This is a genomic window from Phenylobacterium sp. SCN 70-31 (assembly GCF_001724605.1).
Taxonomy (GTDB): Bacteria; Pseudomonadota; Alphaproteobacteria; order Caulobacterales; family Caulobacteraceae; genus Phenylobacterium.
This window is the reverse complement of sequence record NZ_MEEX01000034.1, coordinates 20,964-36,597: the sequence shown is the minus strand read 5'-3', so window position 1 is coordinate 36,597 and position 15,634 is coordinate 20,964. Positions and strand designations below refer to the sequence as shown.

Sequence of the window (15,634 nt, the reverse complement as noted above, 5' to 3'; positions counted from 1 at the left end):
GCCGGCCGGCCGGCGCGTGCACCGGGTCTATTCCGCAGCGTTGGCGACCCGGGCCTTCTCGGCTTCCTCGAACGCTTCGATACGCCGGGCGGTGGCCATCGGCGACTTCGTGAAGCGCGCCAGCATGTTGTAGAACACCGGCACGATGAACAGCGTGATCAGGGCCGCGAAGATCGCCCCGAAGAAGATGGTCACGCCGATGGTGCGACGCGCCTCGCCGCCTGCCCCGCCCCACAGGATCAGCGGAACCGCGCCTGCCGCCGAGGCGATGGATGTCATGATGATCGGCCGCAGGCGCAGGCTGGAGCTCTCGATCACGGCTTCCCGGATCGACAGGCCCTCGTCCCGGAGCTGGTTGGCGAACTCCACGATGAGGATGCCGTTCTTGGCCGCGATGCCGATGAGGATGATCAGCCCGATCTGACTGTAGGTGTTGATCGAACTGTCGGCGATCAACAGGCCGAACAACCCGCCGACGGCCGCCACGGGGACCGTGAGCATGATGACGGCGGGATGGATCCAGCTCTCGAACTGGGCCGCCAGCACGAGGAAGACGAGCAGCAGCGCCATGGCGAACGCCAGCCCCACGGACCCCGACGCCTCGAGGTAGTCGCGCGCCCCGCCACCCCATTTGATCGTGATGGCGCCGTCCTGTTTGGCCGCCTCGGCGCGGAAGAAGGCGATCGCCTCGCCCATGCTGTAGCCAGGGTTGAGCTGGGCGTTGAGCGAGATCGAGCGCAGGCGATCGACGCGCGAGCGGTCGGGGGTATCGCCTCGGACCTGCGTCGTGACCACCGAGGCCAGCGGCACCATCGCCCCGGACGCCGCGCGGACATAGAGCTTCTCGAGGTCGGCCTCGGTCTGTCGCTGCTCGCGGTCGGTCTGCAGGAGCACGTCGTACTCCTGGCCGTTCTTGATATAGGTCGTGGCGCGCCGCGATCCGAACATCGTCTCCAGGACGCGTCCTACGGCCTGGGACGACACGCCCAGCGCCGCCGCCTTCTCTCGGTCGATGTTGACGACCACCCGCGGGCTGGTCGGCTCGTAGTCGAGGCGTGGACGGGCCAGACCGGGATTGTTCTGGGCCGCGACCAGCAGCGGCTGAATCCAGCGCGCGATCTCGGGGTAGTCGGTTCCCGTCGCGATCAGCGAGAAGCTGGAGCCGCCCCCCCCGCCGCCAGGTCCGCCGCGCTGCAAGCCGCCCTCGGCGCTGACGATGGCGCGAACCGAGGTGACCGACGAAAGCTCGCGGTTCAGTCGCGCCGCCAGCTCGGGCGCCGTGACCTTGGTCTCGGTCGACAGGATCGCATTGCCGCCGCCCGTGTTGAAGGAGTTGTTGCCGAAGCGGGGCATCGAGAAGACGTACCGCTCCAGCACGCCCTCGCTCACATAGCGGTTGAGGACGCCCTCGACCTGATCCGCAGCCCTGAGGGTATAGTCGAAACCCGCGCCTTCCGGACCCGAAATCATCACCATGGCCCGCCGGCGATCCTCCTCGGGCGTCAGTTCCCGCGGCAGCACGGAGAAGACCCCGACCGCCGCCAGAGTGAGGAGAACCACGACGCCCGTCGCGCCGACCGACGCGATACGCTTGCCCAGCAGGCTCTCGAGCGAGGCGTGATAGGATGACCGTAGCCGATGCATGGCGGCGTCCACCTTGCGGGCGACGAAACCTTCCCCCTTGGCCGGGCGCAGCAGCTTCGAAGCCAGCATCGGGGACAGGGACAGCGCGAGAAGCGCCGAAAACGCCACGGCGGCGGCGACGGCGACGGCCAGCTCCACGAACAGCCGGCCGATAAAGCCCGGCAGGAACATCAGCGGCGCGAACACCGAGATCAGGACGATGGTGGTCGCCACCACCGCAAAGAAAACCTGCCGCGCCCCGCGCTGGGCGGCCACGATGGGCGGCTCGCCCTCGTCTATCCGGCGCTGGATGTTCTCGACCACCACGATGGCGTCGTCGACCACGAGGCCGATGGCCAGCACGAGCGCCAGCAAGGTCAGGAGGTTGATGGAGAATCCGAGCGGCGCCAGGACGATGAACGTTGACAGGAGACAGATCGGCGCCACCAGCGACGGGATCAGCGCCGCGCGCAGTGTGCCCAGGAACAGGAAATTCACCAGGGCCACGGCGCAAAGGGCGATCAGCATGGTCCACCAGACCTCGTCGATCGCATGCCGGGTGAATTCGGTGTAGTCGACCGAGACGGCCAGGCGTGCGCCCTGAGGCAGGCCGGGGTTGATCTCCTCGATCGCGGCGCGAACGCCTTCCGAAATTTCCAGGTCGTTGGCCAGACTCTGCCGGAAGATGGCGATGCCGACCATGTCGCGGCCGTTCATGCGGAACAGGCGGCGGCGCTCGTCGGGGCCTTCCTCGACGCGGGCGATGTCGCCCAGGCGCGTGATGTAGCTCTGAGCTGCGCTTGCCGGGGTGATCGAGCGGGTCGCCCCCTGGGCGGCCCCGGCAGTAGCGGCCGAACCGCCCAGCGCGGCGGAGGCCTGGCTGGTCGCCGCGGCCCGCGAAGGCGTGATGGGCATCCGCGCGAACTGTTCCGGCGTCGCGTAGCTGCGCGCCACACGGATCGTGAAATCCTTGTCCGCCGCTTCGAGCGAGCCTGCCGGCAACTCGGCGTTCTGGCTGCTGAGCGCCGCCTCCACATCCTCGACCGTGATGCCCCGGGCCGCCATCGCATCCGGATCGAGCCAGATGCGCATGGAGTAGAGCTGCGCCCCGCCCACGCCGACGTTGGCCACGCCCGGCACCGTGGAGATGCGCTCCACGAGGTAGCGCTCGGCGTAATCCGAGAGCTGCAGCCGGTTCATGGTCGGCGAGGTGAAGTTGAGGAACATGATCGGCGACGCATCCGCGTTCGCCTTCTGAATCTGCGGCGGATCGGCCTGTTCCGGCAGGAGCGCCGCCACGCGGCTCACAGCGTCGCGGACGTCGTTGGCCGCGGCGTCGAGATCACGGTCCAGCTTGAACGAGATGCTGATCCGCGAGGAGCCGTCGCGCGAGGCCGAATTGACCCGATCGATCCCCTCCAGGCCGGCGACCTGACGCTCGATCACCTCGGTGATCCGCTCTTCGATCACTTCCGCGGAGGCGCCGCGATAGGTGGTCGAGATGCCGACCACAGGCGGGTCGACGCTGGGCAGTTCGCGCACCGTGAGCGAGGTGTAGGACGCGAAGCCCACCACGCAAAGGATGATCGCCGCGACAGCCGCGAAGACCGGACGGCGGACCGAAATGTCCGAGAGCATCATGCCGCGGGACGCGCGGCCGCAGGCCGCGCTCCCTGCGGATAGGCGGCGGGCGAAGGCGCCGCCGGAGCCTTGCCGGGCGCACCGTTCGTCCCGGACGCGCCGGCGACGCGCACGGGCTGGCCGGGCTGGATCTTGTTGAGCCCGTCGGCCACCAGGCGCTCACCCGCCCGCACGCCGTCGACGATCTCCACGAAGCCCTGCTGCCGCACCCCGGTCACGATCGGTCGCTGCTCGGCCATCGTGCGCTCGCCCTGCTGCCGCAGGACGTAGACGAACGCCGAGTCGCCCTGGACCGACACCGCCGATTCAGGCGCGCTGGGGGTGGTGCGCTGGCCGCGCGAGACGCCGACACGCATCAGCATGCCGGGCTTGAGGCGGCCCGATGCGTTGGGGAACTCGGCCCGCGCGGTGATGGCGCGGGTGCGCTCGTCGACCCGGGTGTCGAGCTGGGCGATCCGACCCGAAATGGTCTCGCCGGGGAAGGCGTCGGCGGCGGCGAGAAGGGTCTGGCCCTGGCGAAGCTGGCCCAGGTAGCGTTCCGGCACCTGGAAATCGACCCGGATCAGCGAGGTGTCATCCAGCGTCACGATAGGCGCGCCGGGATTGACCAGCGCGCCAGGCGCCACATCCGACAGGCCGACAACGCCGGCGAACGGCGCCCGGATGATCCGGTCGTTCTGGCGGGCCTTGGCCGCGGCCACGTCGGCCTGAGCGGCGCGCCATGCGGCTTCGTACTGATCGACCTGCGCCTTGGAGGCCCATCCCTGCTCGCCCAGGGTCTTGTAGCGGTCGTATGCGCGGCGCGCTTCGAGCAACCGGGCCTCGGCCTGGGCGGCGCCGGCGCTCTGTTCGGTGTCGCGAAGCTCGACCAGCACGGCGCCCTGAGGCACCCGCTGACCGTCCCGGAAACGAACTCTGTCGACCAGCTGCGTCGCAGCCGCTGTGAGCGTGACCGACTGACGGCCCTTGGCGACGCCCAGCACTTCGATCGTGTCCTCGAAGACGCGCGGCTGGACCGTGGCGACGGCGACCAGCGCCGGTCCCCCAAAGCCGCCCCCGCCGCCCTTGGCCATCGGCGCGCCTCCGCCGCCCTGGCCGCCGCCGTCCGTGCGACCCAGCACCTTCAGGCCGCCGACCACGACCATGACGGCCAGCACCACAAGCGCTGCGGCGAGGAAGAAGTGGCGTCTTATCAAACCGGAGGGCTCCGTCGCCGTCGCGATCGCGGCGTCACACGTACAGTTGGAAATCGTCGATCAGACCGCTCCATACACGCGATCGGATGACAGCAGGATGGCTCAAGGTTTCGGCCCTGAAACTTGGGCCAGAAACGCAAACGGGCGCCTAACGGTGAGGCGCCCGTGCAACGGGGGCCAGACGGCTCAGGCGTCGTAACCCGGAAGTTCCCGATCCAGCTTCCGCAGACAACCGGGCCAGGCAAGACCGCCGCCGATTCCCCGCGCGACCTGCGACTTCACCTCGGCCTGAGCGGCGTCCGGGGCGATCAGCACCCGGTCGCGGCCCACGGACAGCGCTCTCACCTGCATCGTGCAGGCGCGCTCCAGGTAGTACATGCCCACCCAACAGTTCGCGGCCGTGTCTCCCACTGAAAGCGTGCCGTGGTTGCGCAGAAGCATTAGGGTCTTCTCGCCGATATCGGCCACGAGACGCTCGCGCTCATCGTGGTTGAGGGCGATGCCTTCATAGTCGTGGTAAGCGAGCCGTGGCATGACGATCAGCGCGTGCTGCGACAGCGGCAGCAGGCCCTCGGCATGGGCGGCCACCGCCACTCCGTCGTCGGAGTGCAGATGCATCACATATTTGGCGTCCTCACGGGCGGCGTGAATCGCGGAATGGATGGTGAATCCGGCCGGATTGATGAAGTAGGGCGTCTCCTGGAGGATGTTCCCGTCCAGATCGATCTTCACCAGCGAGGACGCGGTGATCTCCTCGAACAGCATCCCGTAGGGATTGATCAGGAAATGGTGGTCCGGCCCCGGGATTCGGGCCGAGATGTGCGTGTAGATCAGGTCGTCCCAACCGTGGAGCGCAACCAGCCGATAGAGGGCCGCGAGGTCCACCCGGGCCTGCCACTCCTCGGCGCTGACCTTTCCCTTGAGCGACGCGACGCCGACGACAGAACCGTCCGCCATGGCCGTTCTCCCTGATGATCGTTGTTCACTCAGGGTCGCGCCGCACGGCTCCAGCGTCAAGCGCGCCTCGCGGCATGGCGCGCTATCCGCACGGACCCGTATGTCCTAGGACGGGCCCTGCTGAGGGGCGCTGGGACGAGGCCCCTCGACCCGCAGCGAGCCGATTCCGGAGGAACCGATGAGCAACCCGACACATCGCCGCGCCTTTCTCGCAGCCATGGTCGTGACCGCAGCCGGGCCGGCGCTGGCGGGCGGCTCCGACAGCATTCTCGCCGAATGGACGACGCAATCGCCTGCCGACGCCGGCTTCGACTCCGAGCGACTCGCCGCGGCGATCGAGACGGCCATGACTCACCGGAGCCGCGCCGTCCTGGCGCTGCGCGGCGGTCGGATCGTGGCCGAGCGCTACGCGCCGGGTTGGGACGCCGACCGCAGCCTGGAGGTCGCGTCGGTCGGAAAGAGCATGCTGGCGGTGCTGACCGGTATGGCCATCGACGACGGTCACCTCCGCGGTCTCGACCAGGCCGCGGCCGAGTTCGTGCCGGAATGGCGAGACGGCCCGCGCGCGGCGATCACCCTGCGCCACCTGCTCAGCATGACGTCCGGCCTCGATGACACCGGCCTAGTCCTGCGCAACGTCGCGGGCGACCAGTACGCCTTGAACGCCGCCGCGCCGCTCAAGGCGGCACCGGGAACGGCATGGAGCTACAACACCGCCGCTTACCACCTCCTGTTCCACATCCTGGCGCGCGCGACGGATCGGCCTTTCGAGGCCTATGCCCGGCAGCGCCTGCTGGAGCCGCTCGGCCTCACGCGCACCACGTGGCTGACCAATCAGGGTCAGGGTGGGGCCGGCCCGGTGACGAACTACTACACGGCGGCCTCGTCCGCGCGCGACCTCGCCCGCTTTGGCCTCTTCTGTTCTCAGGGGGGCGTCTGGAACACCCGACAGCTGGTCAGCCCGGCTTTCATCGAAACCATGCTGGCTCCCTCGCAGGAGTTGAACCCGGCCTACGGCCTGCTGTGGTGGGTGAACAGCCGACCCGGTGTGGACGCCCAGGGTCGCAATCCCGGTGTGAGGTTTCCGGGCTCGCCGTCCGACACCTTCGCGGCCCTGGGGGCCGGCGGGCAGGCCGTGATGGTGGTCCCCTCGCGCAAGCTCGTGGTGGTGCGCCAGGGCGATCCGCCAGGGTCAGGGGCGATGTTGCCCGACCTGCTGGCCGGCGTCGTGGGCGCTCTCAAGGCCTGATTTCCCGCTCCTCAGGTCCGCACGCGGTTCACCGCATCCAGCCAGCGCGCATAGGCCCGTTCGCGTGCGTCCGCGCCCATCCGCGGCGCGAAGGCCTCGGTCGCTGGGCGCGAACCGGCCGCCTCCCCGACGTCGCGGAAAACCCCTGCGCCCACGCCTGCGAAGAGGGCCGCGCCCAGCGCCGTGGTCTCCTGGAACGTCGCCCGGCTCACCCCCAGGCCGGTGAGGTCGGCCAGTCGCTGGCTGAACCAGGCGCTCCTGGCCATGCCGCCGTCGATACGCAGTTCGGCCTCGCCTCCGAACGCGCGCGGCGCGTCGGCGCGCATGGCTTCGATCAGATCGCGGGTCTGAAGGCCGCAGGCGTCGAACGCCGCGCGGGCGATCTCGGCCAGGCCCGCGTCACGCGTCAGGCCGAAGATCCCACCCCGGGCGTTGGCGTCCCACCACGGCGCGCCCAGGCCGGTGAAGGCGGGAACGAGGATCACGGGGAGGTCGTCGCGGGCTCCCGCCGCCAGAGCCTCGGCGGCCTGTGGCCCCCCGGCGATCCCGAGGCCCTCTCCCAGCCACTGTATCGCGGCCCCGGCGATGAAGATCGCGCCTTCGAGGGCGTAGGTGGTCCGCCCGTCTATCCGTGCGGCGATGGTGGTCAGCAGGCGAGCCTGGGAAATGGGGGCGGTCTCGCCCGTGTTCAGCAACATAAAGCAGCCCGTGCCGTACGTGGCCTTCATCTCGCCGGGTCGGATGCAGCCCTGTCCCATCAGCGCCGCCTGCTGGTCGCCGGCCACACCGCGTATGGGCACGGCTCGCCCGAGGACCTCGGTCTCGCCATAGTCCCCGGCGCAGTCGCGCACCTCGGGCAGGATCGAAAGCGGGACCTCCAGGATCTCGCCCATCTCGGCCGACCACGTCCCGGCGCGGATGTCGTAGAGCAGGGTCCGCGAGGCGTTCGTGGCGTCGGTGGCGTGAACCGCGCCGCCAGTCAGCTTCCAGATCACCCACGCATCGATCGTCCCGGCCAGAAGTTCGCCCCGGGCGGCGGCGGCCCGCGCGCCTGCCACATGGTCGAGCAGCCAGGCCAGCTTGGTGCCTGAGAAATAGGGGTCGAGGAGCAGACCCGTGATCTCGGTCACGCGCCCTTCGAGGCCCTTGTCGCGAAGCCGCGCGCACGCGGGTTCGGTCCGGCGGTCCTGCCAGACGATCGCCTTGTGGATGGGCCGCCCGGTCGCTTTCTCCCAGACCACCACCGTCTCGCGCTGGTTGGTCACGCCAATGGCGGCGATGTCGGTGGCCGGCCGGCCCGAAGTCTCGAGCGCCTCCCTCAGGACCTCGACCGAGGCCTGGAAGATCTCCTCGGCGTCATGTTCGACCCAGCCATCCTGGGGATAGTGCTGCGCGAGGGGTCGGCCGGCGTCGGCCAGCGCGCGCCCGTCGGCGGCGAACAGGATCGCGCGGGTCGACGTCGTGCCCTGGTCCAGCGCCAGGATCAGCGGATCGGCCATGTTGATCGTCTCCTCGCCTCGAATCGCATGTCTTAAGCATGTCTTCACCGCCACGGGGCATCTTTCGACACAGCCGCGTTCGCACTGTAGAAAATGGGAGACCCGGCTTGAGTCTCGCGATGAGCAGCGAAAGTCTGCTCGACCTCGCCAAGAGCCGCCAGCCGGCGGACCGTGAACGCCTCCTCCTGGCGATCGCGGATCTGTGCGACGCGCCCCACGCCGGCGAGGCCATGAAGTCGGCGTCGATCCAGGCGCTGCTCTCGTCGATCTTCATGAGTCTGGTGGTCGAAGCCGAGCGGGACATCCGCTGCCGCCTCTCGCACAAGCTGGCTGCCGCCGACTGGGCGCCGAACGCCCTTGTGAACGTCCTCGCGCTGGACGACATCGAGATCGCCCGGCCGATCATCGCGCTCAGCCCGGTGCTGAAGGATCTGGACCTCATCCGACTGCTGGTCGAGGCGACGATCGAACACCAGGTCGAGGTGGCGCGTCGGCCGAACCTCCCGGCCAAGGTCGTCTCGGCGATTCTCGAACAGGCCGAACCCGCGGTCATGTCCGCGCTGGCCGCCAACCCCACCGCCGAACTTTCGCCCACCGACATGGCGGAGCTGGTCGAGGCCTCGCGGCGGATCGCGGCCATGCATTCTCCGCTGAGCGAGCATCCGCGTCTCACGGGACAACTGGCCAAGCGGCTCTACCTCTGGGTCGGCCTGGCGCTGCGCAAGGGCCTCGCCGACCGCTTCCGCCTCGACGTCGCCATCCTAGATGAGAGCCTGGCCGCCGCGGTTGTGGAAGCCCACGGCGCGGCGCCGGCTCCGGAAGCGGAGCCCGAAATTCGGACCACGCGGGACGGCGAGCGCGAGCTCATGGAACAGCGGCTAATCGACAAGCTGCACTCGGCCGGACAGCTGCGGCCCGGCTACCTCATCCGCGCCCTTAGAGAGGGCCGGCTGGGACTCTTCGCCGGCGCCCTGGCGGTGCTGGGACGGTTCGAGACCGCCCAGGTCCAGGCCACTCTCGATTCCGATCGGCCAGAACTCCTGGCGCTGGCCTGCGCCGCGGTCGGCATCGACCGCAGCGTATTCCCCGACATCCTGGACATGGTGCGCGACCTCAACAGCGGTCGGCCCGGCGGCGGCGCCGAAGGCGCCCGCAAGGCCTCGGTGGCTTTCGCGCCCGTCTCGCCGGAAGTGGCGGGGGCGGCGTTCCGCCAAGCCGCCCGATCGCTTGCGACCGTTTGACACGGCACGGCGGTTCGGGGTTTCTGGCGGCCGCGATGAAGAACCTGTTCGTCACCCGTCTCACCTTCGTGGCGTCGAGCCGTCCTGAGGCCGAGGAGGCCCGCGACAAGCTGGTCGCGCGCTACGGCGACGCCGGGATCGACGAAGCGCAGGTGATCGTGGCCCTGGGGGGCGACGGCTTCATGCTGGAGACGGTCCACGCCCTGATGGCGTCCGGAAAGCCGATCTACGGCATGAACAAGGGCTCCGTCGGCTTCCTGATGAACGAGTACGCCGACGACGACCTGCTGGGCCGGATCAATTCGGCCGAGCAGGCCCAGATCCACCCGCTCCGGATGCAGGCCGTCGATGTCGAGGGCAAGACCCACGAAGCCATCGCTTTCAACGAGGTCAGCCTGCTCCGCACGACGCGCCAGGCCGCCAAGCTGCGCATCTCCGTGGACGGCCGGGTGCGCCTGCCGGAACTGATCTGCGATGGCGCGCTGATCTCCACGCCCATGGGTTCGACCGCCTACAACCTGTCGGCGCACGGTCCAATCATCCCGATGGACTCGAAAATCCTGGCCCTGACGCCCATCAGCGCCTTCCGGCCGCGCCGCTGGCGAGGGGCCCTGCTCTCCCACAACGCCCGCATCCGGCTGGAGGTTCTGGAGGGCGCCAAGCGCCCGGTGAGCGCCGTGGCCGACAATTTCGAGGCCCCCAACGTGCTGGAGGTCTATGTGGCCGAGGATCGCGACGTGCATCTCTGCATGCTGTTCGACGCCGGCCGCAGCCTGGGAGAACGGGTGCTCGCCGAGCAGTTCTCGGTCTGAGGCGCATCGCCGCAGGCCGGCCCGGCATGGGCCCGGAGACCGTCCCAACACCGGTCATTAATATGTTCACCCTACCCTTCGGCCGCGATCTGCGGGGAGAGTGATGTGAGCGAACCCAAGACCGGCCAGATGATCCAGCCCTCCAACGCCCTCCGGCTGAAGGTCGGCGGCGGTCGCCTCGGCGCCATCGACCCCGCGGCGATCGCCAAGGCCGAGGCGGCGCTCAAGAGCCTCTCCGGCAACTTCACCCAGTGGCTCAACGACGAAATCACCAAGCTCGACACAGCGCGGCAAGCGGTCCGCGCCGAAGGACCCGACGCGGCGAACATGGAGAGCCTCTATCTCCGCGCCCACGATCTGAAGGGCCTGGGCGCCACCTACGGGTTTCCGCTGATCACCCGCATCGCCGGCCTGCTCTGCCGGCTGATCGACGACAAGGCCAAGCGCCTCGAAACGCCGATGGGCCTGATCGACGCCCATATCGACGCCATCAAGGCGGCCGTGCGCGACGACATCAAGACCGACGACCACCCGGTGGGCAAGATTCTGGTCCAGGAACTGGAAAGCCGCATCCGAGAACTGGGCGCCTGACCCCACACGCGGGCGGAGCCTCCTCACGACACCGCGCAAGACGCGCAAGACTGCGGCGTCGCAGCCTCGCCCTCCGCCTTTCTCGCGTGTCGGCGCGGCGCTTCAAAAACGATGACGCCGCCTCGCGACCGCGCTCAGCCCGCTCGGCTCTCGGCGGCGATCCGCTCCATCGGTTCGGCCACCTCGCCATAGCCGGCGTCCGAGGGAATCACCAGGAAACGGCGCTCGTCCCTCATCTGCACCTCGGGTAGCACGGGCACCAGACGGCGGGACTCGGCGCGACGCACGCAATCCTGGGCGCTTTCGGCCTCGGACAGGAGTTGGACGTTCATTCGGGTCGGGAAGATGACAGTCCGCTCGCCCGTCTCCGCCAGCCGCAGGATCTCGCGCGGCGGAATCCACTCGGCGTCGACCGTCTCGCGGCCATCGCAGGCGGCCACCTGGTCGGGCGGCGCCGCCACCGCGTAGAACCAGGTGTCGAACCGTTTGGGCATCATGGTGGGCGTGATCCAGCGCGAGAATACGCTCAACGCGTCGAGCCGCAGCCGGACGCCCAGGTCCCGGATGACGTCGATGAAGGGGGTTTCGCCGCGATCCACCGCGGCGCGCACGACGGGGTCCGACACGCCCGCGAAGTCCGCGCCGTCCAGCCCCTCGGCCATCAGGATCCCGGCTTCCTCGTAGGCCTCGCGGATCGCTGCGATACGCAGACCCCGCTGTTCGGCGTCAAACCGCTCCCAACCCCGGCAGTGCTCGGCCCAGGCCGGGTCGTGGTCGCCGGCATGGGTCTTCCCGCCCGGAAAGACCAGCGCGCCCGACGCGAAGTCGATCTGGTGATGGCGCTTGACCATCAGCACCTCGAACGCCGGGGCGTCCCGAAGCAGAAGTATGGTGGCGGCAGGACGGATCTCGGCCGGCGGACGGGTTTCGCTCATGGGTTCAGCTTGGAACCCTGACCACGGGGAAGTCCACGGGGAAGTCCACGGGGAAGTCCGCCGAGCCCCGGAAGTCAGGCGGCGCCGGCCATCCAGGCCGAGGTTCCCGTGCTGCCCATGCGCGAAAGCAGATAGTCCACGTCGTCGCGCGACGCTGGTTGCGGCTGGGTGAGAAAGCGCTGGAGCATCGCTTCCTGGAAGCGCTCGCGATCGCGGGGTCCGCCATCGAACTCCAGGGCGTGGAAGGTGTCGACAGCGGCACGGAACGCTGGGAAGAGTCGGGCCGGCAGGCCGGCGCGCTCGTAGATCGCACGCAGGCCGAGCGGCCCGGCGTCGTGGATCATCAGCCAGGTCCGGTGATGGGGCACCTGGGCCAGTTCGGCCACGGCCCACTCGAAGAACGTCATGTGGCCGTGCGCCAGCGCCCGCAGCAGCAACGACGGCGTCAGCCGCTTGCCGGCGCGCAGATGGGCGACGAAGCCGCGCACGTCGGCGGTTCGCCCCGCCTCCTCCACTAGGTCCACCGTCGTGCGTTCGGCCCCGCCGACCGCCAGCTCAAGGGCCGCCTGCGGGCTGAGCGCGCCGTCGCGCAAAAGGTGCTCCCGCACCTGACCGCCGACCAGGGCGACCAGCCGCTCGGTCACCGCCAGCGGCAGCGCGCGGCGATAGGCCATCGCCGTGAGCACAGGCTCGGAATTGTCGAACCGGTCCACGACCCGCTGGAGGCCGTGTTCGCTGAACGTCGCCCCGGGGTTCGCACAGGCGGCCGCGACGGCACGCTGCCCGCCGTGTTCCGCCAGGCTGTCCGTCACCACCGCCGACAGCGCCGGACGTCGCGCGATCGCAACCTGTCGCACCGGCCCTCCAAGCCGAACGATCTCGGCGAGATCGTCGTCGGTGAAAGCCGGCGAGAAGGACAGGAGCGGCAAAGATATGCTCTCGACGTCCCGGGCCAGGCGCAGCGCGACATCGCGCGGCACGAGGGCCGAAGCCCGCAGTTCGTCCGCTATGGACTTCCGCACCATTTCGGCCGCGTCGGCCGCCACGACCCGAAGGATGTCGGCGGCCAGAGCCCGCTCTTCGTCGCTGAGCGGCGTGCGATCCATCGTGATGCAGAGTTTCCGAGCTGCCGCGGCGCGCTCGTCGGGCGTCGCGCCCCGCATCAGCGTACGGATGTCTTCATCCGTCAGCGCTGATCGCGTGGTGGTCATCGCCTGTCCGCCCCTCGTCCCCGAGGACCCTGGAGTCCCACGCCTCAACCTTCCGACAGCGAAGCTTAACGAGAGGTTTCCAACGTCGACGGGGATTAAGGATTTCACGTAACCGCGCGCCAATACGTGAGTCTTCAACCTATAGGTCGAGGATCGAAGAGGATCGCCCGTGACCGACGCGACGATGGCGTCATCCCTCGTATCCGCGACGCTCGAGGCGTCGCTGGACATCCAGGGACAGAAGGCTCAGGCCGCGCTGCTTCCGTTCGCCCTGGCCGCGTTCGGGGTCTGTCTGCCGGTGTTCGTCTGGGCGGCCAGCCACGCCGCGAACGCCCACTGGATGAGCGCCTGCTGCGCGGGCTTCGCCATTGGTTGGGCTGTCCTCTATGTGGCCGTAAACTGGCTGCGTACCCCGGCGGCGGCCGATCCGCGAAGACGAGGGATGGTGCAACTGGCCGGCGGGATCGTCTGGGCCCTGGCGATCGGCGGCGTCGCGGTCTTCGCGCACGACGCAGGCCCCGCCCGGGAAACGCTGCTCATGCTGGCGCTGGGCGCAGCCATGATCTGTGTGGTCTTCGCCACGCCCTGGCGTCCCAGCCTGCTCGTCGTCGCGCCGGCGGCGCTCGCCGGGCCCGTGCTCGCCCTCTTCGCCCGTCCAGAGAGCGCCGACCTGGCGCAGCTTGGCCTGGCTTCGGCGGCGCTCGCGCTGGCCTTGGCGCTGCTGGTCAACCGCATCCTCCGCGGTCAGTACGCACTGATCGCCGAGCGGGAAGCCCTGCTGACCGAGCGCGCCGAACAGGCGGAGGCCGCGCGCCAGTTCGCTCGGGTCAAGGCCGACCTGGCGGACAGCCTGTCGGACGAGTTGCGCGATGGGCTGACCGGCGTCGCCCACATCCTTGCGGCGGCGAGCCTCGGCCGGTCCGCGCCGTCCCGCCCGCAACTGGCTGCCGCGCTGGACGGGGTGAACGACCTGCTCGCGATCGTCGGCGCACCCGAGACACCGACCCTCCAGGCCCCGGGACGACGGCTGCGCATCCTGATGCTGGAGGCCGACCCCCTCGGAGCCGCCACGCTCCGGGCCTGCCTGGAGCAACTGGGCCATCAGGTGGTGGCGGCCAATCGGTCTGGCCGGGCCGTGGACCTGGCGCGGATCTGCGAGCTGGATCTCATCGTTTGCGGCGAACCCGGCGCGGTGGCGGCGCTGCGCAACCTGCCCGGCGAGGCTGGTCGTACGCCCCTGGCGGCGGTGATCGGCTCCGAACCGTCCGCCGCCGAAGCAGCCCTGTCGGCCGGCGCCGACGCCCTGCTCCGGCGGCCGGCCGCCGCTCCCGCGGTCGCACGGGCGATCGCCGACGCCTTGGCGGCCGCCTCAGCGGCCCAGGCGGACGTTACGTCAACCTCGGACCTCAAAGCCGTCGAAGCGGCATAGGCGCCGCGACGAGGTTTCCCTAGTTTGGCGCCGCAATCGGGAGGCGCCAGTGCTGCTCAAGGGTCTTAAGGTCATCGATTTTACCGCCTACATCGCCGGGCCCGGCGCTGCGGCGATACTGGGCGACTGGGGCGCCGACGTTATCAAGGTGGAACGCCCCGAGGGCGACAACATGCGCCACGTGTTCGCCGATCTGGCCAACGATATCGGTGCGAACCCCACCTTCGACGTGGACAATCGCGGCAAGCGTGGCGTCGTGCTCGACATCACCAAGCCGGCGGCCCGCGACGCCCTGGCGCGGCTGGCCGAGTCGGCGGACGTCTTCCTCACCAACGTGCGGCCGGCCTCTCTCCGCAAGTACGGTCTGGACGACGAGGCGCTCCGCGCCCGTAACCCGCGCCTGGTCTATGCGGTGATCACCGGCTACGGCCTCGAAGGGCCGGACTCACATCTTCCCGGCTTCGACGTCACCGCCTTCTGGGCGCGTTCGGGTCTGGGCTACATGACCGCGCCCAAGGGCGCCGAGCCCTTCATGCGCACCTCGGGCATGGGTGACCACACGACGTCGCTCGCCACCGTCTCGGCGATCCTGGCGGCGCTGTACGAACGCGAGCGCACCGGCGAGGGCCGGCTGGTCCAGACCTCGCTGCTGGCCTCCGGAGTCTATCTGTGGAGTTCGGATCTGGCCGTCCAGCTCAAGCTGGGCCGCGTTGCGTCCATCCGCCCCCGGGACAAGCCGATGAACGCGGTCGCCAATTATTTCCGCAGCGCCGACGACCGCTGGTTCGTCCACAACCCGCGCGGCGCCAGCGGAGGCTGGGAAAAGTTCGTCACCGCCGCGGGCCGCCCCGAACTCATCACCGACGAACGCTTCGCCAGCGGCAAGGCTCGCCGCAAGAACGCCGTCGAGCTTTCGGCCGAACTGGACGCCGCCTTCGCCGCCCTGCCGATGGCCGAGATCGCACGCCGGCTCGACGAGGCCGACCTCGTGTGGGCGCCGCTGCAGGTCCCGGCCGACGTGGCCAACGATCCCCAGATCGAAGCCGCCGGCTGCTTCATCGAGATCGAGGACGGCCAGGGCGGCTCCTACCGCTCGGTGGCCGCCCCGGCCCGCTTCCCCGGCGCCGACCAGACGCACCGACCCCGCGCGCCTCGCCTGGGCGAGCATACGCGCGAGGTCCTGGCCGAGCTGGGTTATGGCGAGGCCGAGATCGATGGGATCGTGGGCGGGTAGGTCGCCGCCAACCCAC

At 69.5% G+C, this 15,634-nt stretch carries 12 protein-coding genes; 6 read left to right on the top strand and 6 right to left on the bottom strand.

Annotation, left to right across the window (positions count from 1 at the left end; genetic code table 11):
- Window positions 1–27: 27 nt before the first annotated feature.
- From ABS78_RS20240 to ABS78_RS20230, 3 genes are all read right to left on the bottom strand, one after another.
- A complete protein-coding gene (locus tag ABS78_RS20240) occupies window positions 28–3,261 on the bottom strand; it encodes an efflux RND transporter permease subunit (protein WP_293383803.1) in 3,234 nt (1,077 codons plus the stop codon).
- On the bottom strand, window positions 3,261–4,460 hold the full coding sequence (locus ABS78_RS20235) for an efflux RND transporter periplasmic adaptor subunit (RefSeq protein ID WP_293383761.1): 1,200 nt from the start codon (window positions 4,458–4,460) through the stop codon (window positions 3,261–3,263). The genes ABS78_RS20240 and ABS78_RS20235 overlap by 1 nt, the downstream gene beginning before the upstream one ends.
- A 186-nt stretch (window positions 4,461–4,646) precedes the next feature.
- Window positions 4,647–5,417 (bottom strand): class II aldolase/adducin family protein, encoded by a 771-nt coding sequence (locus ABS78_RS20230; protein WP_293383758.1) that lies wholly within the window; start codon window positions 5,415–5,417, stop codon window positions 4,647–4,649.
- Between the two features lie 178 nt (window positions 5,418–5,595).
- Here ABS78_RS20230 and ABS78_RS20225 point away from each other — a divergent pair, with 178 nt between their 5' ends.
- Entirely contained in the window at window positions 5,596–6,666 is a 1,071-nt protein-coding gene (locus ABS78_RS20225) for a serine hydrolase domain-containing protein (RefSeq protein ID WP_293383755.1), read from the top strand.
- An 11-nt stretch (window positions 6,667–6,677) separates the two neighbouring features.
- Here ABS78_RS20225 and glpK read toward each other — a convergent pair whose 3' ends face one another.
- Window positions 6,678–8,165 carry a glycerol kinase GlpK gene (gene glpK / locus ABS78_RS20220; protein WP_293383752.1) on the bottom strand — a complete coding sequence of 496 codons (1,488 nt, stop codon included), beginning with the start codon at window positions 8,163–8,165 and terminating at the stop codon, window positions 6,678–6,680.
- 119 nt (window positions 8,166–8,284) lie between these two features.
- Between glpK and ABS78_RS20215 the strand changes: the two genes are divergently transcribed.
- From ABS78_RS20215 to ABS78_RS20205, 3 genes are all read left to right on the top strand, one after another.
- Window positions 8,285–9,406 (top strand): DUF2336 domain-containing protein, encoded by a 1,122-nt coding sequence (locus tag ABS78_RS20215; RefSeq protein ID WP_293383749.1) that lies wholly within the window; start codon window positions 8,285–8,287, stop codon window positions 9,404–9,406.
- 35 nt (window positions 9,407–9,441) lie between these two features.
- A complete protein-coding gene (locus ABS78_RS20210; RefSeq protein WP_293383746.1) occupies window positions 9,442–10,218 on the top strand; it encodes an NAD kinase in 777 nt (258 codons plus the stop codon).
- 129 nt (window positions 10,219–10,347) lie between these two features.
- Complete coding sequence (locus ABS78_RS20205; protein WP_293383800.1) at window positions 10,348–10,809, top strand: Hpt domain-containing protein; 462 nt, start codon at window positions 10,348–10,350, stop codon at window positions 10,807–10,809.
- Window positions 10,810–10,943: 134 nt separating this feature from the next.
- Here the strand turns inward: ABS78_RS20205 and ABS78_RS20200 are convergent, their stop codons facing one another.
- Complete coding sequence (locus tag ABS78_RS20200) at window positions 10,944–11,744, bottom strand: NUDIX domain-containing protein (RefSeq protein WP_293383743.1); 801 nt, start codon at window positions 11,742–11,744, stop codon at window positions 10,944–10,946.
- Between the two features lie 74 nt (window positions 11,745–11,818).
- Window positions 11,819–12,955, bottom strand: coding sequence for a DUF2336 domain-containing protein (locus tag ABS78_RS20195; protein WP_293383740.1), 1,137 nt, complete (start codon window positions 12,953–12,955; stop codon window positions 11,819–11,821).
- A gap of 169 nt (window positions 12,956–13,124) precedes the next feature.
- Here ABS78_RS20195 and ABS78_RS20190 point away from each other — a divergent pair, with 169 nt between their 5' ends.
- Entirely contained in the window at window positions 13,125–14,384 is a 1,260-nt protein-coding gene (locus ABS78_RS20190) for a hypothetical protein (RefSeq protein ID WP_293383737.1), read from the top strand.
- Between the two features lie 49 nt (window positions 14,385–14,433).
- Window positions 14,434–15,618 (top strand): CoA transferase, encoded by a 1,185-nt coding sequence (locus tag ABS78_RS20185; RefSeq protein ID WP_293383734.1) that lies wholly within the window; start codon window positions 14,434–14,436, stop codon window positions 15,616–15,618.
- The last annotated feature ends 16 nt before the right edge of the window (window positions 15,619–15,634 follow it).

Excerpts from the sequence above, each read along its gene's own strand:
- ABS78_RS20230 (WP_293383758.1), bottom strand. The coding sequence starts at position 5,417 with ATGGCGGACGGTTCTGTCGTCGGCGTCGCGTCGCTCAAGGGAAAGGTC.
- ABS78_RS20240 (WP_293383803.1), bottom strand. The coding sequence starts at position 3,261 with ATGCTCTCGGACATTTCGGTCCGCCGTCCGGTCTTCGCGGCTGTCGCG.
- ABS78_RS20210 (WP_293383746.1), top strand. The coding sequence starts at position 9,442 with ATGAAGAACCTGTTCGTCACCCGTCTCACCTTCGTGGCGTCGAGCCGT.
- ABS78_RS20200 (WP_293383743.1), bottom strand. The coding sequence starts at position 11,744 with ATGAGCGAAACCCGTCCGCCGGCCGAGATCCGTCCTGCCGCCACCATA.
- glpK (WP_293383752.1), bottom strand. The coding sequence starts at position 8,165 with ATGGCCGATCCGCTGATCCTGGCGCTGGACCAGGGCACGACGTCGACC.
- ABS78_RS20215 (WP_293383749.1), top strand. The coding sequence starts at position 8,285 with ATGAGCAGCGAAAGTCTGCTCGACCTCGCCAAGAGCCGCCAGCCGGCG.
- ABS78_RS20195 (WP_293383740.1), bottom strand. The coding sequence starts at position 12,955 with ATGACCACCACGCGATCAGCGCTGACGGATGAAGACATCCGTACGCTG.
- ABS78_RS20225 (WP_293383755.1), top strand. The coding sequence starts at position 5,596 with ATGAGCAACCCGACACATCGCCGCGCCTTTCTCGCAGCCATGGTCGTG.
- ABS78_RS20205 (WP_293383800.1), top strand. The coding sequence starts at position 10,348 with ATGATCCAGCCCTCCAACGCCCTCCGGCTGAAGGTCGGCGGCGGTCGC.